This is a genomic window from Myxococcus eversor (assembly GCF_010894455.1).
Lineage (GTDB): Bacteria > Myxococcota > Myxococcia > Myxococcales > Myxococcaceae > Myxococcus > Myxococcus eversor.
Genome location: NZ_JAAIXY010000025.1, coordinates 158,462 through 177,781, shown reverse-complemented (window position 1 = coordinate 177,781; position 19,320 = coordinate 158,462). Strand labels below are relative to the sequence as shown.

Here is a 19,320-nt window from a genome sequence, read left to right as displayed (position 1 = left end):
ATGGCCACGGCCTTGGGCTGCCCGGTGGAGCCCGAGGTGAACATGACGTACGCCAGACTGTCGGCGTGGGTGAATGCCTGGGGCGAAGTGGTGGGCTGGCGAGCCACCAGGTGCCAGTCGGAGTCGAGGCAGATGACGACGGGGACGTGACTGGGCAGCGCGTCCGCCAGGCGCTCCTGCGTGACGAGGACGGAGATGCCCGTCTGGGCGAGCATGAAGTCCAGCCGCTCCGCGGGGTAGGCCGAGTCCAGCGGGACGAAGGCGGCGCCGGCCTTGAGGATGCCCAGCAGGCCCTGCACCAGCTCCGGCGAGCGCTCCAGGCACAAGCCGACGCGGGTGCCAGGAGTGACGCCGAGGGTGCGCAGGTGCCAGGCCAGTTGATTGGAGCGCTCATCGAGCTGGCGATAGGTGAGCGTGGCGCGCTCCGCCTCGACGGCGATGGCGTCCGGGGTGCGCGCGGCCTGGGCGGAGAAGAGCTGATGGACGCTCGCCTCGCGTGGGTACTCGGCGCCCGTGGCATTCCAGTCCACCAGCACCTGCTGACGCTCCGCCCCGGTGAGCAGGGAGAGGGAGTCGACGCGCGCGTCCGGCGAGCGGAGCGCCGCCCGCAGGAGCGCCTGGAAGTGCGTCACCAGCCGCGCCACCGTGGAGACGTCGAAGAGGTCGGTGTTGTACTCGAGGGTGCCGTCGAAGCCTTCCGGTGTGTCGGTGAGGATGAGCGCCAGGTCGAAGCGGGCCACGTGGCTCTGCAGCTCCATCAGGCGCAGGGAGAGGCCCGGCAGCGAGAGTGCGGAGGCGGGTGTGTTCTGCAGGGTGAAGGAGACCTGGAAGAGGGGCGAGTGGCTCAGGGAGCGCTTCGGAGCGAGCTCCTCGACGAGCTTCTCGAAGGGCACGTCCTGGTGCTCGAAGGCGCCGAGCGTGGCCTCCTTCACACGCGCCAGTACCTGGCGGAAGGAAGGGTTGCCCTCCAGGCGCGTGCGCAGCGCGAGCGTGTTGACGAAGAAGCCGATGAGGCCTTCGAGCTCGGCGACGCGGCGGCCGGCGATGGGGGAGCCGACGGTGATGTCGTCCTGGCCCGAGTAGCGCGACAACAGCAGTTGCCACCCGGCCAGCAGGGCCATGTAGGGGGTGACACCCTCCTGCTGGCATAGGGTCTTGAGGGCCTCGGACAGCTCCCGCGACAGATGCACGGGGTGCGAATCACCGCGGTAGGACTGGATGGCGGGACGGGGCCTGTCCGTGGGCAGCTCCAGCACTGACGGCGCGCCTCGCAGTTGCTGCTTCCACCAGCCAAGCTGCGCCGCCAGCACCGGGCCCTGCAGCCACGAGCGCTGCCAGACGGAGTAGTCGGCGTACTGCACCGGCAGCTCGGGAAGGGGTGAGGGGTGGCCAGCGCGGAAGGCCATGTAGAGGGCCGCCATCTCGCGCACCAGCACGTCCATGGACCAGCCGTCGGAGACGATGTGGTGCATGTTGAGCAGCAGCACGTGCCCGTGCTCGCCCAGCCGCAGGAGGCTTGCGCGCAGCAGCGGCCCGCGCTCCAGCACGAAGGGCGTGTGCGCTTCCTCCTCGGCGAGCCGGCGCACCTCGGCCTCCCGGTCCTCACGGGAGGAGAGGTCCACCACCGGCAGCGCGAAGGGGGCAGGCTCGTGGATGTGCTGCGAGGGCTGTCCGTTGGCGCTGGGGAAGCAGGTGCGCAGCGACTCGTGGCGGCGGACGAGCTCGAAGAGGGAGCGCTGGAGGGCCGCGCTATCCAGGACGCCCGTCAGTCGCAGGGCGCCGGGGATGTTGTAGACGACGCTGCCAGGCTCCAACTGGTGGAGGAACCACAGGCGCTGCTGGGCGAAGGACAGCGGCAGCCCGTCCGTCCGGGGCGCCCGGGTGAGCGGAGGCAGCCAGACGCCCTGGCCCGCTTGAAGGGCGGCATCGAGGCGCTGGGCGAGCCGCTCCACGGTGGATGCCTCGAAAAGCTCCCGCAGGGCCAGCTCCACGTGGAGGGACTCGCGCACGCGGGAGACCAACTGGGTGGCCAGCAGGGAGTGGCCGCCCAGTTCGAAGAAGTCTCCGTGCAGACCCACCTGCTCGACGTTCAGTACCTCCGCGAAGAGGGCCGCCAGCTTCTGCTCGGTCTCCGTGCACGGGGCGACGAATTGTTTCTCCTTCGTTCCGGAGGCGTCTGGAGCCGGCAAGGCCTTGCGGTCCACCTTGCCATTGGGCGAAAGCGGCAGGGACTCCAGCAGAACCAGGGCCGAGGGGACCATGTACTCGGGGAGCTTCTGGCGCAGGGCGTCCCGGAGGGCCGAGGCGTCCGCGCCTGGGGCAACGGCATAGGCCACCAGACGCTTGTCGCCGGGCGAGTCCTCGCGCACGAGGACGACGGCTTCCCGCACCTGCGCCAGTTGGCGCAGCGCGCTCTCCACCTCGCCTGGCTCGATGCGGAAGCCGCGCACCTTCACCTGGAAGTCGGTGCGGCCCAGGAACTCCAGCGTGCCGTCCTGCTTCCAGCGCGCCTTGTCGCCGGTGCGGTAGAGGCGCGCACCCGTGGCGAAGGGGTGTGGCACGAAGCGCTCGGCGGTGAGGTCCGCCTGGCCCAGGTAGCCCCAGGCCAGGCCGTCTCCGCCGGCAAACACCTCTCCGGGCACGCCCACCGGGACGGGTTGCATGGCGGAGTCCAGCACGTAGACGTGGCTATTGGAGATGGGGCGGCCAATGGGGACGGAGGCGCCGAAAGAGGAGGCGGCCTCCAACCGGTGGCAGGCGGAGAACGTGGTGTTCTCGGTGGGCCCGTAGCCATTGACGAGGACAGCCCCCTCGGGGAGGCGGGCCAGGTGCTCGCGTACGCGCTGCGCTGGCAGCACGTCACCTCCGGTGAGCACCTGACGCACGGAGGCCAGGGCCTGGGGCTGGTGCACCGCCATCTGCTCGAAGAGGGCGGCGGTGAGCCAGAGGGTGGTGACGCGGTGACGTACCAGCACCGCCCCCAGCTCCTCCAGCGTGGGAGAACGCGGAGGGAAGAGCACGAGGCGTGCGCCATGAAGCAGGGCGCCCCAGACTTCGAGGGTGGAGGCGTCGAAGGAGATGGGGGCGAGTTGGAGGAAGACCTCCTCGGGCCCGAAATGGATGAAGGAGCTGCCGAGCACCAGGCGGGTGATGCCGCGGTGGGCAATGGCCACGGCCTTGGGCTGCCCGGTGGAGCCCGAGGTGAACATGACGTACGCCAGACTGTCGGCGTGGGTGAATGCCTGGGGCGAAGTGGTGGGCTGGCGAGCCACCAGGTGCCAGTCGGAGTCGAGGCAGATGACGACGGGGACGTGACTGGGCAGCGCGTCCGCCAGGCGCTCCTGCGTGACGAGGACGGAGATGCCCGTCTGGGCGAGCATGAAGTCCAGCCGCTCCGCGGGGTAGGCCGAGTCCAGCGGGACGAAGGCGGCGCCGGCCTTGAGGATGCCCAGCAGGCCCTGCACCAGCTCCGGCGAGCGCTCCAGGCACAAGCCGACGCGGGTGCCAGGAGTGACGCCGAGGGTGCGCAGGTGCCAGGCCAGTTGATTGGAGCGCTCATCGAGCTGGCGATAGGTGAGCGTGGCGCGCTCCGCCTCGACGGCGATGGCGTCCGGGGTGCGCGCGGCCTGGGCGGAGAAGAGCTGATGGACGCTCGCCTCGCGTGGGTACTCGGCGCCCGTGGCATTCCAGTCCACCAGCACCTGCTGACGCTCCGCCCCGGTGAGCAGGGAGAGGGAGTCGACGCGCGCGTCCGGCGAGCGGAGCGCCGCCCGCAGGAGCGCCTGGAAGTGCGTCACCAGCCGCGCCACCGTGGAGACGTCGAAGAGGTCGGTGTTGTACTCGAGGGTGCCGTCGAAGCCTTCCGGTGTGTCGGTGAGGATGAGCGCCAGGTCGAAGCGGGCCACGTGGCTCTGCAGCTCCATCAGGCGCAGGGAGAGGCCCGGCAGCGAGAGTGCGGAGGCGGGTGTGTTCTGCAGGGTGAAGGAGACCTGGAAGAGGGGCGAGTGGCTCAGGGAGCGCTTCGGAGCGAGCTCCTCGACGAGCTTCTCGAAGGGCACGTCCTGGTGCTCGAAGGCGACCAGGGTGCTCTGACGTACCTGCGCCAGCAGCTCCCGGAAGTTGGCGCGAGGGTTGAGCCGGGCGCGCAGGACGAGCGTGTTGACGAAGAAGCCGATGAGGCCCTCCAGCTCGGCGACGCGGCGGCCGGCGATGGGGGAACCGACGGTGATGTCGTCCTGGCCCGAGTAGCGCGACAGCAGCAGTTGCCACCCGGCCAGCAGGGCCATGTAGGGGGTGACACCCTCCTGCTGGCACGCGGCCTTGAGGGCCTCGGACAGCTCCCGCGGCAGGTGCACGGGAGTGGTGGCGCCCCGGTAGGACTGGACGGCGGGACGGGGCCTGTCGGTGGGCAGCTCCAGGGTGGCGGGAGCGCCTTCCAGGTGCTCGCGCCACCAGGAGAGCTGGGTGTCCAGTGTCTCCCCTCGGAGCCACGAGCGCTGCCAGACGGAGTAGTCGGCGTACTGCACGGGCAGCTCGGGCAGGGGCGAGGGCTGGCCAGCGCAGGAGGCCATGTAGAGGGCCGCCATCTCGCGCACCAGCACGTCCATGGACCAGCCGTCGGAGACGATGTGGTGCATGTTGAGCAGCAGCACGTGCTCGTGCTCGCCCAGCCGCAGCAGGCTTGCGCGCAGCAGCGGCCCGCGCTCCAGAGCGAAGGGCGTGTGCGCTTCCTCCTCGGCGAGCCGGCGCACCTCGGCCTCCCGGTCCTCACGGGAGGAGAGGTCCACCACCGGCAGCGCGAAGGGGGCAGGCTCGTGGATGTGCTGCGAGGGCTGGCCGTTGGCGCTGGGGAAGCAGGTGCGCAGCGACTCGTGGCGGCGGACGAGCTCGCGGAGGGCGTGTTGGAGGGCTGTGCTGTCCAGGACGCCCGTCAGTCGCAGGGCGCCGGGGATGTTGTAGACGACGCTGCCAGGCTCCAACTGGTGGAGGAACCACAGGCGCTGCTGGGCGAAGGACAGCGGCGGCCCGTCCGTCCGGGGCGCCCGGGTGAGCGGAGGCAGCCAGACGCCCTGGCCCGCCTTGAGCGAGGACTCCAGACGGGCGGCAAGCGCGGAGAGGGTGGAGGACTCGAAGAGGGCGCGCAGGGGCAGCTCCACCTGGAAGGTGGAGCGGATGCGCGAGACGAGGCGCGTGGCCAGCAGGGAGTGGCCGCCCAGCTCGAAGAAGTCGTCGTGTACGCCGACGTGCTCCAGGCGCAGCAACTCCTTCCAGAGCGCGGCCAGCTTCTCCTCCCACGGAGTGCGCGGACCCTCGGCCCCGGCCGCGCCACGTGACACCTGGGGCGCGGGCAGGGCGCGCCGGTTCACCTTGCCATTGGGCAGCAGCGGCAGGGCCGCCAGGGCCACCAGGGCCTGCGGCACCATGAAGGTGGGCAGACGCTCCGTGAGCCACCCCTTCAACTCCGCCACGTCGAGCGTCTGTCCGGCACGAGGCACGGCGTAGGCCACCAGTTGCTTGTCACCGGGCACGTCCTCGCGCACCAGCACCAGCACCTCGTGCACCCGCGGGTGGCGCAGCAGGGCGGCTTCGACCTCGCCCGGTTCGATGCGGAAGCCGCGCACCTTCACCTGCGAGTCACCGCGGCCCAGGTACTCGAGGGTCCCGTCGGATCGCCAGCGGACCTTGTCTCCCGAGCGATACAGGCGCTGCCCGGGCTCGGAGGCGAATGGATCCGGCACGAAGCGCTCGGCCGTCAGCCCCGGCTGGTGCAGGTAGCCGCGCGCGACGCCCTCGCCGCCCACGTACAGCTCGCCCGTCACACCCACGGGGACGGGCTGCTGCTCCTCGCCCAGCACGTAGGTGCGCACGTTGAGCACCGGCCGACCGATGCACACCTCGCGGCCCTCCGGCTGCTCCCGTGCCGACAGGTTGATCGCCGTGGCGACCGCCATCACCTCGGTGAGGCCGTAGGTGTTGAGCAGCGGCACGGCCGGACCTACGCGCCGCATCCACTGCGCCACGCGCTCCGGTACCGCGCGCTCGCCGCCGATGATCAACCAGCGCAGCCCGCGAGGCATCCGCCCGTGCCCCTCTTCGAGGCAGGCGACCAGCTCATGCCAGAAAGCGGTGGGAAGGTTGAGCTGAGTGATGCCCTGTGCCTCGCACCACGCCAGGAAGGCCTCGGGTGCTTCCACCTGGGCGGAAGGCCGCAACACCAGCGTGCCGCCCTGGGTGAGGCACGTGTAGAGCTCCTCCGCGCTGGTGTCCCAGCTGATGGAGGCGAACTGCAGCAGCCGATCTCCCGGGGAGATGGGCGAGAAGCGCGAGGCGGCCCGGCTGTAGTTCACCAGCGACCGGTGCGACATCACCACGCCCTTGGGCTGGCCCGTGGAGCCCGAGGTGTAGAGAACGTACGCGGCCGCTTCGGGAGGAAGCTCGACGGACGGCGCCTCCGCGCCGCACAGGGCGATGGCCTCGCGCGCGTCGTCCAGGCACACCTGCTCCACCTGGAGGCCTGACAACTTCCCGCGCGTAGGCGCATGCACCAGCAGCACGCGGATGCCGCTGTCGACCACCATGTGGGCCAGTCGCTCGGCCGGATAGGCACTGTCCAGCGGCACGTAGGCGGCGCCCGCCTCGAGGATGCCCAGGAGCGCCACCACCATGTCCAGAGAGCGCTCCAGGCACAGGCCGACCCGCGCCTCGGGGCCGATGCCGCGCGCCCGCAGGAAGTGGGCGAGCCGATGGGCCCGCTCCATCAACTGCGCGTACGTGAGGGTGCCGCCCTCCGCGGCCACCACCGCCAGGGCATCGGGCGTGCGCGCCGCCTGGGCCTCGATGAGCGCGGGGATGCGGGTGTCGCCGGCCGGTCCCTCGCGCGTCGCATTCCACTCCACCACCACCCGCTGTTGCTCCTCGGCGGACAGCAGGGGCAGCGTCCTCACCCGCGTCTCCGGTGCCCCGACGGCGCCCTCCAGCAGCACCTGCAGGTGGCCCAGCAGGCGCTCCAGGGTGGACGCGTCGAAGAGGTCCGCGTTGTAGAGGGCCTCCAGCCACACCCCCTCGGGAGCGCGGACGAGCGTCATCGTCAGCTCCAGCTCCGTGGTGGCGGGCACCGTCTCCAGCGCCTCCACGTGCAGGCCCGGAAGGGTCAGCCGCGACAGGGGGGCGTCGAGCTGATTGAAGAGCACCTGGAAGCGCGGCGCGCGGCGGCCCAGGGTCTCGAAGGGCACGTGCGGATGGGCGAAGCCCTCCAGCACCGTGTGGCGGGTGCGCGCGAGCAGTTCGCGAAACGTGGGGTTTCCGGCCAGGTGGGCGCGGAAGACGAGGGGCTCGAAGAAGAGGCCCACGACGCCATCGAGGCCCGCCTGCCCGCGGTTTGCGAAGGGCGAGCCCACCAGGAAGTCCTCCTGCCCGCTGTAGCGCGACAGCAGCACCTTCAGGCCCGCCAGCACGGTCATGAACAGGGTTCCCGACTCCTGGCGGGCCAGCGCCTCCAGGCCCCGCACCAGCGTGGGGGGCAGCAGCACCTTGCGCAGCCCGGCGCTCCCGGTGCCCGCGCGGCGCGGCCTGTCCGTGGGCAGCTCCAGCGACAGCGGCGCGTCCGCCAGGTGCTGACGCCACCAGGAGCGTTGAGCCTCCAGCGCCTCGCCATGGAGCGTGGCGCGCTGCCAGGCGGCGTAGTCGGAGTACTGGAGGGAGGGCTCGGCCACGGCCGGCTTCGCGCCCGTGTGGAAGGCCGCGTAGAGCGCTCCCAGCTCGCGGACCAGGACTCCCGCGGACCAGCCATCGACGATGAGGTGGTGCAGCGTCACCAGCAGCACGTGCTCACGTTCGCCCAGCCGCAGCAGGGTGACGCGCAGCAGTGGACCGCGCGCGAGGTCGAACGGGCGGTGCGCGTCCTCGCGCAGCAGCCTCCGCACCTCGGCCTCACGCTCGGTGGCGGGCAGTGCCCCCAGGTCGACCGGAGTGAGCGTGAAGACGGCGGGGGACGAGCTGACCTGGAAGGGCTCGCCAGCCTCGGAATGGAAGGTCGTCCGCAGCACCTCATGGCGGCGCACCAGCTCGCCCAGGCTGTGCTCCAGGGCCGTGACGTCGAGCGCACCCGCGAGCTTCAGCGCGGCGGACAGGTGGTAGGCGAGGCTGCCTGGCTCGAGCTGCTCGAGCAGCCACATCCGCTGCTGGGCGAGGGTCAGCGGCGCCGGGCCGCGCTCCTCGCGGCGGGGGATGCAGACGCGGGCCTTCTTCTCACGCCAACGCGCCAGCAGCTGGTCGGCGGTGGCGGCCAGCGTCGGGTACCGCCACAGGAAGGCCGGGGGCAGTGACAGCTCCAACTCGGCCTCGAGCCGGCCCTGCAGCTCGAGGAGCATCAGCGAGTCGAGGCCGAGCTCCGCCAACGCGGAGTGAGCGTGGATGCCCGAGGACTCCAGGTGCACGACGCGGGCGAGCACGTCGCGCAGGTAGCTCTCCAACCGGGAAAGCTGCTCCTCGGGGGCCGTGGCGCGCAGGAGCTCCGCGATGGGGAGCGCCCCCTGCGTCACGGCTTCCGGCTGCTCCGAGACGACCGAGCGGCCCACCGTCTCGAGGGTACCGGTCATGAAGCCGATGCGGCACGCGTGACGTTGGATCTTCCCGCTGGAAGTCTTGGGGATTGAGCGCGGCTCGAGCAGCACCACCGCGTGCACGTGGACCGCGTGCTCCTCGGCCACCTTCTTCCGGATGGCGTCGGTCACCGCGTCCGCGTCGGCGTCGCGCAGGTCCACCTCGGCGGCCACGCCCAGCCGCTCCTCGCCCTCCACCTCCACGGAGAAGGCGGCGATGCAGCCCTGGCGCACGGCCTTGTGGGCCGACTCGAGCGTCAGCTCGATGTCCTGGGGGTAGAAGTTGCGGCCCCGGATGATGATGAGGTCCTTCAACCGGCTGGCGATGTACAGCCTTTCGCCGGAGAAGAAGCCGAGGTCTCCCGTGCGCAGGAACGGCCCCGAGCCATCCGCCAGCCGCGCGTCGAAGGTGCGTGCCGACGCCTCCGGTTGGTTCCAGTAGCCCCGGGCCACGCTCGGACCGGAGAGCCAGATCTCACCCACCTCGTGGTCGGCGCAGGCGCTCCCCGTCTCCGGGCGCACGATGAGCATGCGCAGCTCGGACGGGCGTCGGCCCGAGGACACCATCACCCGGGCGCCCTGGGTGCCCTCCGGCACCGCGGCGGCCTTCCCGTGCTCCAGCGCCTGGGGGTCCACCGCCAGGGAGGTGAACAGCTCCTCCTTGTCCCCGCTGGAGGCGATGAGCGTGGCCTCGGCCAGGCCGTAGCACGGGTAGAAGGCCTCACGCCGGAAACCGCACGGGGCGAAGGTGCGGGCGAAGTGCTCCAGCGTTTCCTGGCGGATGGGCTCGGCGCCGTTGAAGGCCAGATCCCAGCGGCTCAGGTCCAGCTCGGCCCGCTCCGCCTCGGTCATCTTCCGCGCCACCAGGGCATAGGCGAAGTTGGGACCACCGCTGGTGGTGCCGCGGAAGTGTGAGACGGCCTGCAGCCAGCGCGCGGGGCGCTGCAGGAAGGCGATGGGCGACATCATCGTGCAGGGGAAGCCCACGTACATCGGCTGGATGACATTGCCGATGAGCCCCATGTCGTGGAACAACGGGAGCCAACCGACGCCCACCGACTCCGGGGTGTGACCGAACCCCTGCGCGATGAGCCGCTCGTTGTGCAGCACGTTGGCGTGGGTGAGCATCACGCCCTTGGGCGTACCCGTGGAACCCGAGGTGTACTGGAGGAAGGCCAGCGTGTCGCCGGAGATGTCTGGCCTGCGCCAGGACTGGGCGGCGTCCGCGGGGGTGGCGTCGGTGGCAATCCACTTCAGCACCGCCATCTCTGGTGCCAGCTCATGGAGCGCTCCGGACAGCTCCAGGATGGTCGAGGTGGTGAGGACGAAGCCCGCCTCGCAATCACGCGCGATTGCCCGCAGGCGGGGCAGGGTGCGCTCGAGCCGCATCGGGTCCGGCGGGTAGGCCGGGACGGCCACCACGCCAGCGTAGAGGCAGCCCATGAAGGCGGAGATGAACTCCAGTCCCGGAGGGAACAGCAGCAGCGCCCGTTGGCCCCGGGCTCCCTCCGCCTGCAGGGCCGCGCCGATGGCGCGCGCGCGCGCATCGAGCTGTGCGTAGCTCCACTCCTCCATCCCGCCGTCCAGGTCGCCGGTTTCCAGGAAGCGGTACAGCAGCCGGGCGCCTTGCGCCTCCACGCGAATGCGCAGCAGCTCGACGAGGGTGTCGCACCGAGGATGAAGCAGAGCAGGCTGGTTCAAGGGGGCCCCCTGAAGCCCGAGAGCAGTCGGACGTTGAGAAACAAGGACGTGTCACCGGGGTACGTCGGGCAGTGCCTCTAGCGCGTGGCACCGGCCTCCACGAACCCGGCATGCGGAACGAGGCCCGCGCCGGGCAGTTCCGGCCCGACGCGCAAGCTAGACTCCAGCGGTGAGGGCGGTAGCGGTCATGACGAGCGGCTCCCCGCCCATCGGCCAGAACAGGGATTGGGCGCGCCGCGGCAATTGAGAGTGATTGCGCGACATCTCCGCCCCGACGGAAGCCTCGTGGGCGCCAGGAGTCGCCAGTCCGCTGGAGAGCAGCAGCGCGAACACCAGGACGGTAGGCGCACCAACGACGTACTGCGGGGGCGCCATGAACTTATTCCTTTCAACGATGGTCACGCCAGAGCCTCTTTCAACCTATGCTACTTTGTCCAACTTTCCATGGCTAGGTGGGAACGCTATCTTGAGACCTTCGTCATGACGAGGCGTCTGCCTGCCCGGTAATGGCGGAGCGGGCGTAGCTCGGAGAGGGCAACAATGGCTTCGGGTAGGTCGCTGGCGTTGCCCCCAGGACCCAGGGGTGACTGGCTGGTCGGGAGTGCGTTCGAGGAGCGGGCCGATTCGATCGGGATGTACCTGCGCTACTTCAAGCAGTACGGGGACATCGTCCGGTTCCGGCTGGGCCGGACCCCGTTCTATCTGGTCAGCCACCCCCAGTCCGTGAAGCACTTCCTGGCGGACAACGCGGCGAACTACCCAAGGCACGCCCCCGGCGCGAAGCGGCAGAAGAGTGGGGGCCTGTTCACCCTTTCCGGGGAGCCCTGGAAGCGGCACCGGCGGCTGATGCAACCGGGGTTCCATCGCCAGCGGATGGAGGCGCAGGTGCCGGCGCTGGTGCGGAGCACCCAGTGGACCTTCGACAACTGGTGGGAGGCGCTGGTGCGTACGGGCGAGCCCTTCAATCTGACGGAGGCGCTCTCCCGGGTGACTGTCTCCCACATGGCCCAGGCCGTGTATTCCGAGGAGGCGAGCGAGGAGGTGTTCGCCGCGACCCGGCAGATGCTGGACTTCAACAACGATCGGCGGCCGCTGCCGTTGGTGTTGTTGCTCCAGGCGCTACCCTTCCTGGATCGGCGCCGGCCCAAGCGGCAGGAGGCGATGGCCCTGCTCAGGGAGGTGGGCCGCCAGCAGGTGGCCCGGCGGCGGCAAGGGGGCGGGGGCACGCAGGACCTGCTCACCGCGATGATGGAGGCCCGCGACGAGGAGGGCGAGGGCCTGAACGATGCGGAGCTGGGGGCCGAGTTCTTTACCCTCTTCTTCGCTGGGCACGAGGCGACCACGTCCGCGTTGGTGTGGACCTGGGTCGAGCTGGCGCGTCACCCGGAGATCGAGGAGCAGGTGCGCGCGGTGGTGGAGCAGAGCCTGGGGGACAGCCCCCCGACAGGAGAGGACCTGCCGAAGTTGAGCTACCTCACCCAGGTGTTCCAGGAGGCGATGCGCCTGCACCCTCCGGCGCCGGTGCTGGGACGGACGGCGCTGGCGGCGGATCGGATGATGGACTTCGACGTGCCGGCGGGAACGAACGTCATCGCGGTGCCCTACGTGCTGCACCGGCACCCTGAGTTCTGGGAGGAGCCGGAGCGCTTCTTGCCGGAGCGCTTCTCCCGGGAGCGGGAGCAGAAGATTTCGCGCTTCCTCTACGTGCCCTTCGGAGCGGGACAGCGGTTGTGCATGGGGAACAACCTGGCGCTGATGGAGGGCACGCTGACGCTGGCGATGATGGTGCAGCGCTATCGGGTGTCCCTGGTTCCGGGGCAGCCGATCGTTCCGCGGGCGGGCGCCACCTACCATGTGCAGGGCGGACTGAAGGTAACCCTCGCGCCGGCGCGCCAGGCCGCATTGAAGGCACGGCGGCACGTGTCGCCAACCGCCGGTTCTGCCTAGATGCGCTCCGAGTCCTTCAGGCGCAGTTCGTCGCGGAGCCGCTCCAGCCTCCGTGTCAGCTCAGCGGAGTGCTCCTCGCGGATGCGCTGACGCTCGCCGCCAGAGCCGCCCTTGCGGATGAAGCCGCCCTCGGGCTGCTCGTACATGGACAGACGGAAGTCGAATTTCATCTCGTGCTGCTTCATGTACGCGAAGCTGCATTTGTGGAGGATGTCGCCCAGGCGCTCTTCCCGCAGCGGAATGCCGCAGAAGGCGGCGATGCGGCGCACCTGGGCCTCCAGGTCGTCGCGCAGGTCCTCGTAGCGAACCCACAGCACGTTGTCGTCATGGCGGTGCGGCAACCACGAGCGCATATAAGCGAACCAGTCAGCGTTGCCATCGCTTCGCAGCGAGGCCCCCATGAAGGCGTCGAAGTCCATGAGGAACCGCGTCGCCAACTGGTGATGGTGATAGTGGGAGATGAGGGCGTCGCGGACGTCGCGAGTGACCAGGATGATGCGTGAGCTCTTCGCCGGCCGCAGATGTTCGTACAGCATGTGCGTCTTCATGAGCCGCGGTGACGGCAGTCGCTCCAGGTGGCCGAGGCGGGCCTTCAGGCTGAGTTCCTCCAGATAGGGCGACACCTGGGAGATGTGGCCGAACTCGCCGCGCCCCTCATTGACCAACTGAACGAGGATCATCTGCAGCCAGGTGGTGCCGCACTTCGGGTACGTCGCGATGTAGACGTCCCCGGGCCGGGGCCGGAAGTCCAGGCGCCAGCGAAGGGGGCTCAGCGCATCCCGGCCCCACTTGGAAAAGCTACTGGCAAGGTTCACCGGCGTGGAAAGGAGCAGGAAGAGAAGTTTCGCGAGCCAGCGCATCGTCAGCCAGGGCCTTTGTCGGAAAACCGCTAAGGAGTGGTGAAGCGGGGATTCTAGCTGAGCGCGGAGGCCGCCGCGCCAGGTCGTCTGGTATCGCGGTGCGTCGAGGCGACCTCGCGCGTCGGTCCTGTCGGGACTCAGGGGCTTCGCATGGCCACGAGCGGGTCCACGCGGGTGGCGCGGCGCGCGGGGAACCAGCAGGCCAGCAGGGCGATGACGGCGAAGAGGGTGGCCACGGCGCCGAAGGTGAGGGGATCCGTGGCGGTGATGCCGTGGAGTTGGCTTGTGAGCAATCGGCTCAGCGCCAGCGAGCCCATGAGGCCCAGGGCGATGCCCACTCCCGCGAGCCTCGCGCCCTGGCCGAGGACGAGCCGGAGGACGTCTCCAGGCCGGGCCCCGAGCGCCATGCGGATGCCCAGTTCTCGGGTGCGCTGTGTGACGAGCAGCGAGATGACGCCGTAGAGGCCGTAGGTGGACAGCACCAGGGCCAGGGTCGCGAAGCCGCCGAGCAGGCAGAGCACGAGCCGCCGAAAGCCGAGTGACTGGGAGATGACCTGGTCCATGGTGAGGGCTCGGAAGACGGGCAGGCTCGAGTCGACCCGGCGAACGGCCTGGCGGACCGAGGGCAGCAGGGTTTCTGGTGGCACCGAGGTCCGCGCGACGAGGACGAGGCTGTCATCGCCCCAGGGACGGCCGTACGGGACATGGAGCTCGGCCAGAGGGGTCTTGTCCAGGCCGGCCTGCCGCACGTCGCCGACGACGCCGATGATGGTGTGGGCACCCGTGCCGAGGCGGAGCTGTCGGCCCAGGGCGTTGCCGTCCGGGAAGTGCCGTCGCGCGAGCGTCTCGTTGATGATGACGGTGGCGGGCTGGCCGGGGGCCGCGTCGTGGGTCGTGAAGTCGCGGCCCTGCTTGAGCGGGATGCCCAGGGTGGCGAAGAAGCCGGGGCTGGTGGAGCGTCGTTCGGCGCGATGCTCGGTGCCGGGCTCTGGAGGCGGTTCGCCCTCGATGACGTAGCGGGCGTTGTTCCATGCGCGCTGGATGGGAAGCAATGACGTCATTCCCACGGCGCTCACGCCGGGCAGCGCGCGGACCTCGTCGAGGATGGGCTCCAACAGGGTGCTCGGCACGTTCGCGTCGAGCCCTTGGTCGTTGAAGAACCGGGTGTCGGGGATGGCGATGTGCAGCGTGAGGAGCTGCTCGGGGGCGAGTCCGGGAGATGTGCCGAGGAGTTGGAAGAAGCCTCGACCGAGGAGGCCCGCGCCCATGAGGAGCACGAGGCAGACGGCCAACTCCACGACAATCAGCGTGGACCGGAGCCGCCGGCCGCTGGAGACCGGGGCTCCGCGAAGGTCGAGTCGGGAGACCTGGAGCGCGGGAAGCAGCCCGAAGGCCAGGCCGCTGCCGATGGAGATGGCGGCCAGGAACAGGAAGGTCGTCCCGTCGAGGGACACGGCGGCCCGGTGAGGCATCGACTCGGGGGCGACGGCGAGCAGCGCGTCCAGGCCCCAGTGCGCGAGCAGTCCGCCCAGGGCGCCTCCCGTGAGCGCGAGCAGGAGGCTCTCCACGAGGAGTTGCTGGATGATTCGGGCTCGGGTCGCGCCCAGTGCCACTCGAACTGCGAGTTCCTGCCGGCGGCCTCCCGCGCGCGCGAGCAGGATGTTCGCGACGTTGGCGCAGGCGATGAGGAGGACCAGGGCCACGGCGCCGAGCAGCAGCTTCAGGGGGCCGCTCCAGAGCCGCGTCTGGGCCTCGGCGAGCGAGTCGACGCGGGCGGTGCGGTCCTTGAGGGCCTCGGGGCCCGCGGCGGCGATGCCGGCGGTGACGGCCTTGAGCTGTTCGTTCGCCGTGTCCAGGGTGATTCCGGGCGCCAGTCGGGCGCGTACCGAGAGCACCGTGGAATAGCGAGCGCCGCGGGCATCGGGCGGAGCCACCAGCGGGAGCCAGACATCCATGTTCGGGTCGAAGGACTCAGGAATGACGCCGACGACGGTATGGGGGACATTGTCGAGGAGCACCGTGCTGCCGAGGACGGCGGGATTCGCGCCGAACCGGCGACGCCAGACGGCTTCATTGAGGACGGCGACGGCTTCGTGACCGGGTTGGTCGTCGCCGGGCGCGAAGGTCCGTCCGAGCAACGGAGGCACGCCGTGCACGGAGAAGTAGTCGGCGGTGCCTCGGGTGGCCTCGAGGCGCTCGGAATCGTCGTCGGTGCGGAGGATGGAGCCGCCCACGGTGAACGCGGCCAGGTGCTCGAAGGCCCGGGTCTGGTCCCGCCAGTCGAAGAATGTGAGCCAGGAGACGGGGCCGCCGCTGCCTTGAGCGCGCAGCTCGACGAGCGAAACGAGCCGCTCGGGTTCGGCGTACGGGAGGGGCCGGAGGAGTACGCCGTTGACCACGCTGAAGATGACGGCGTTGGCGCCGATGCCCAGCGCCAGGCAGAGGATGGCGGCGAACGCGAAGCCGGGGGCACGTCGGAACGTGCGGAACGCGAAGCGCGCATCCGCGATGATCAAGTTGTCGAACATTCGAGGTCGCCGGTTGGGGGTTCGAAAGAGCCCGCATCTTGGCCGACAGCGGCGTGCCGGAGGCCTGGGAACGGCGGGGAAGAACCGTGGGAAAACGACCCCTGGATTCCCATTCGCTTAGTTTACATAACGCATGTTATCGGACGTAACGATAGAGGGAGGCCAGGGGCGTGCGGCGGTCCTCGCGGGTCCATCCCGGGGTTTGCGCGCGGCCTGTCCGACCGGTGCCCTTCACCGGGCGCTGCGGCTTCAGTTGCCTTTGCCTTGGAGCCAAGCTCCACCAGCAAGTCCAAGGCTGCGTGGCGACCTGTGCACGGTATCTAGAAGCTGGTCGAGAGTCGGCATCATGGAATCAGTCGCCACGGACAAGCCTGAACGGCCCGAGGACTCCCAGCCCGGTTTTGACCTCGCCGGCACCATCTCAATATTGGCTGCAGCCCTTGGTTTTCGGCAGCTTCTATTCCCTCTCCATCAATCTGCGGGGAGCCACCAGAGTTGATTGCCGCTGCGCAACGTGCGCTCCAGCCATACCGCGAACGACGACGCAATCTCCACGATCTGCTGCGGGTAGGTCTCGTGGTAGGCGTCGAGGATGGGGTACGGCGCGGGCCGCGCCACGTCCACGAGGTTGTAGTCGGAGTCCTGTAGGTAGACGAGCGTCCACCAGGACGCGGCTCCCGCCGATTCCTCCTGCCGAGGCTTGGCGACTCGCACCGGCTGGATTTCGTGCAGCCCGAGGATGCGAAATGTTTGCTCCGGCTGTGGCTCGAAGAGGCATGCACCGTTGGTGCGCAGGTAGAACGCGCGCAGCTCGTCATCCAGGCGCCAGCCAGCGCTGGCCTCAAACGCAGCTATCTGCTCAAGCGTCGCGGGCGCGTTCGGGTAGTGGCTCGCGGCGACCTCGTCGAGCAGCTTTTGCAGGTGGCTAATCGGCATACGGGCTATCCAGTCCGATGGTCCGCCACCGCGCGTCACCCGCGTAGCATTGAGGATATGCCTTGTTGGCCACGTCGTGCACTTCGGGTGGCATGGGCAGCACGTTGTTGCGCGCCGTGGGATGACCGCCATGCAGCAAGTCATGGATGTGGTGGCCGGGCCAGTTGTCGCCACCAGGGACGCGCGGCCATGCCCCGAACTCCTGGGCCCAGGCGTTGCGGTAGCCCCGCCGCGCGCTGTCCCAGATGCGCCGGAGCGCCGGCACGTTGGGCACTGCGGCGTAGTCGCAGCAGCAGTGCGTGATTGCGAGCCGTCCACCGGCCTCGGCTGGTAGCGCCAGGAACCGGCCGCGCCAGTCGCCCTTGATGTCCGCCAGCCAGATGCATCCCTTGAGGGTGTGCCCTTCGCCTGCACACCGCGCCTCGCAGCGGTTCCACCAAGCGGCCGAGCAGCTCCAGGGGCCGTAGTAGATGCTCGTGGTCACCTGTCCGCCGTCGGGAGTCGGCACGGCAGGACCCACCCACTTGGCGGACGCTGGCGGCCCGACACTGCCAACGGTTGCCGAGCCACATGCAGAAAGAGCCAGGACAGCGAGCACTCGTAACCGGGCAGCCATGAAAAATCTGCTTACCCTACCCTCGTCATCTTGTCCCTCGTGAGCGAACCCGGTCGTACTGCGTGGGCGATCAAGGCGGGGGGCTTCTCCGCTGGAAGCTCAGGGTCGGCTACATCGCTTGGTAGCGCAGTCCGAACTCGCGCTCCCTGGTGACTGGTGACACCAGGTGATGATCAGCGTCACCGTGAGACGCGGGACGCGGCAGGAGCTCCGGCCCTCCAAGTGACTGATTTCCCAAGCAACGGTGTGCCTCATGAGGGCACCTGCGGCTTGCACGGACCCTGCCTTGGGTCCGGGCAAGTCGTTCGACGGCGGCCCTGCTTCTCCGGCCCGCTCCCAACCTCGGTCCTTCGGAGTCCGCAATGTCCCTCTCCATCCCCAGCCGCTCCTGCTCGCCCTCCGTTTCGAACTCCTCCGCCATCAAGCCGGTCTCCACTCCGGCCCCATGCGTGGCGGGTACGCAGGCGCGGAAGCCAGGGAACGACCTGCGCCAGATGTTCATGGCGGACGCCTTCGACGCCGGGCCGAGCAAGGCGGGGAGCGGCGCCCAGGCGGCCGGCCCGGAGAAGGCGCTGGAGCAACTGGTCCAGATGATCATGCAGGCCACGCAGATGCTGAAGACGCTGGGCGGCCAGGCTCCGGGCGCGCAAGGCGGTGAAGGCGGCACCCTGGACGTCTCCGGATCAGGCAAGGCCCCCCGTGGCGGCGCTTCGGCGATTCCGGCTGACGCGGCCCCTGCTCCTTCGATTCCGGGCGACGCTTCGGCCACGGGTCAGGCGGGCCGCACCGGGAAGCCTTCGCACCCGACCTACAACAGCGACGCGGGCCCGGGCTTCGGTCCTCCTTCGGCCGGATCCACGGAGCCCGCTCCTTCGAACGCGCCCTGGCTGGCCAAGAACAACGTCGGCTCGCCCTACAACAGCAACATCCAACTCATCGACGCGGGCCAGAAGGACCAGTTCAAGTACACCAACACCTTCAAGAACACGACGAACGAGCCCCAGACCATCACGCTCTGGAACAAGACCGGTCAGAACGGCAACCCGAACGACGGGCAGAACTTCGACAAGAGCTCGCCCGTGACGTTCACCCTCAAGCCCGGCCAGTCGCAGACCCTGGCGTTCGACAGCAACACCAGCATCGCCTGGGCCGTGTCCAAGGACGGCTCCGCGAAGCCCGGCGCCAACTCCGGCCAGACCTGGGGCGAGGCCACCTTCGCCAACTCCGGCACCGGCTGGAGCGGCTACGACACCAGTCAGATCGCTCCAGCGGGCCACAACGGCAAGATGTCCATCTCCAACGTCGCCAACGGCCACACGGTGACGGAGGCCAACGCCTGGCAGACCGAGCAGGACGACCCCGCCGGCAAGGACGTCGGCGTCCCCGCCGGCCCACTGCACCTGAAGACGGAGCTTGGCTGAGCCAGCCAGCCTGAAGGGCCCGTCCGACTCGTAGCCCGAATGCCCGAATCTTAGGGTCCTGGGCCTCTCGGCCTTCCGCCCGTGGGCCTGGTTGCCCGGACGTCCTCGTTGAGTCCTCGCTTCTCCGCGCCACCGTGGCCGCGTACCGTGCCCGGCATGCGTTTCCTCCAACGAACCGCGGTCGCGACCGCGTTTTGCTGCGGTCTGCTGGCGCTGACGGGATGCCCGGACAAGACCTCGGGCCCGTCGCCTGACTCCGGCGTCGCCGATGCTCCCGAGGTACCCAAGCCTCCGCCGCCGACCACCTTCGCGCTTCGCTCCCTGGCCCCCGATGCCGGCTTGGTGGAGATCTCCCTGGAGCCTGGAGAGAAGCCGGTCATCGAGCCGACCACGACCCTGGAGCTGACCGCTTCACGGGGCCTTCGGAACTACCGGGTCCGGCTCTTCGACGCCGCCGAGCGCGCCATGGTCTCCGATGACGTCGCCGAGGAATCCGAGACCGGGCTCGTCTACCGCATCGTCCTGCCACAGCCTCTCAAGACTGGCTTCGAGTACACCCTGGTCGTCGACGCCCAGACTGGCACCGCGTTCACGGACACCTTGGGCCGTGACGTCGAAGAACTCCGCACCACGTTCCTGATCGCCGGCGAAAAGGAAAAGCCGGCACCGCCCCCGGCGTCGGCCAAGAAGAAGCGTCGCTAAGCCCAGGCC

Annotated in this window: 9 protein-coding genes; 3 read left to right on the top strand and 6 right to left on the bottom strand. The window is 69.5% G+C overall.

The annotated features are described in order from the left end of the window. On the bottom strand, positions 1-10,301 hold a 10,301-nt coding region (locus G4D83_RS38360), incomplete at its 3' end, for a non-ribosomal peptide synthetase (RefSeq protein WP_163869874.1). A 156-nt stretch (positions 10,302-10,457) separates the two neighbouring features. Further along, complete coding sequence (locus G4D83_RS38355; protein WP_163869873.1) at positions 10,458-10,703, bottom strand: hypothetical protein; 246 nt, start codon at positions 10,701-10,703, stop codon at positions 10,458-10,460. 138 nt (positions 10,704-10,841) lie between these two features. Here G4D83_RS38355 and G4D83_RS38350 point away from each other — a divergent pair, with 138 nt between their 5' ends. Next, positions 10,842-12,248: a cytochrome P450 gene (locus G4D83_RS38350; RefSeq protein WP_163869872.1), complete on the top strand. Its 1,407-nt coding sequence runs from the start codon at positions 10,842-10,844 to the stop codon at positions 12,246-12,248. On the opposite strand, the gene G4D83_RS38345 is transcribed toward G4D83_RS38350, so the two are convergent. The 4 genes from G4D83_RS38345 to G4D83_RS38330 all read right to left on the bottom strand — a co-directional run bounded on the left by G4D83_RS38345 (position 12,245) and on the right by G4D83_RS38330 (position 17,080). Beyond that, a complete protein-coding gene (locus tag G4D83_RS38345; protein WP_163869871.1) occupies positions 12,245-13,108 on the bottom strand; it encodes a sulfotransferase domain-containing protein in 864 nt (287 codons plus the stop codon). The two genes, G4D83_RS38350 and G4D83_RS38345, sit on opposite strands and share 4 nt — an antisense overlap. Before the next feature lie 137 nt (positions 13,109-13,245). After that, a complete protein-coding gene (locus G4D83_RS38340; RefSeq protein ID WP_163869870.1) occupies positions 13,246-15,636 on the bottom strand; it encodes an ABC transporter permease in 2,391 nt (796 codons plus the stop codon). 471 nt (positions 15,637-16,107) lie between these two features. Beyond that, on the bottom strand, positions 16,108-16,572 hold the full coding sequence (locus G4D83_RS38335) for an SMI1/KNR4 family protein (protein ID WP_163869869.1): 465 nt from the start codon (positions 16,570-16,572) through the stop codon (positions 16,108-16,110). Then, a complete protein-coding gene (locus tag G4D83_RS38330; RefSeq protein ID WP_240357052.1) occupies positions 16,562-17,080 on the bottom strand; it encodes a hypothetical protein in 519 nt (172 codons plus the stop codon). The genes G4D83_RS38335 and G4D83_RS38330 overlap by 11 nt, the downstream gene beginning before the upstream one ends. Positions 17,081-17,550: 470 nt before the next feature. Between G4D83_RS38330 and G4D83_RS38325 the strand changes: the two genes are divergently transcribed. After that, the gene (locus G4D83_RS38325) at positions 17,551-18,609 is read left to right on the top strand and encodes a hypothetical protein (protein ID WP_163869867.1); all 1,059 of its coding nucleotides are present in this window, start codon (positions 17,551-17,553) and stop codon (positions 18,607-18,609) included. Between the two features lie 156 nt (positions 18,610-18,765). Beyond that, on the top strand, positions 18,766-19,311 hold the full coding sequence (locus tag G4D83_RS38320; RefSeq protein ID WP_163869866.1) for a C40 family peptidase: 546 nt from the start codon (positions 18,766-18,768) through the stop codon (positions 19,309-19,311). The last annotated feature ends 9 nt before the right edge of the window (positions 19,312-19,320 follow it).

Bases quoted from the DNA above. Each gene is read 5' to 3' on its own strand.
- G4D83_RS38345 (WP_163869871.1), bottom strand. From the start codon at position 13,108: ATGCGCTGGCTCGCGAAACTTCTCTTCCTGCTCCTTTCCACGCCGGTG.
- G4D83_RS38335 (WP_163869869.1), bottom strand. From the start codon at position 16,572: ATGCCGATTAGCCACCTGCAAAAGCTGCTCGACGAGGTCGCCGCGAGC.
- G4D83_RS38340 (WP_163869870.1), bottom strand. From the start codon at position 15,636: ATGTTCGACAACTTGATCATCGCGGATGCGCGCTTCGCGTTCCGCACG.
- G4D83_RS38320 (WP_163869866.1), top strand. From the start codon at position 18,766: ATGCGTTTCCTCCAACGAACCGCGGTCGCGACCGCGTTTTGCTGCGGT.
- G4D83_RS38325 (WP_163869867.1), top strand. From the start codon at position 17,551: ATGTCCCTCTCCATCCCCAGCCGCTCCTGCTCGCCCTCCGTTTCGAAC.
- G4D83_RS38350 (WP_163869872.1), top strand. From the start codon at position 10,842: ATGGCTTCGGGTAGGTCGCTGGCGTTGCCCCCAGGACCCAGGGGTGAC.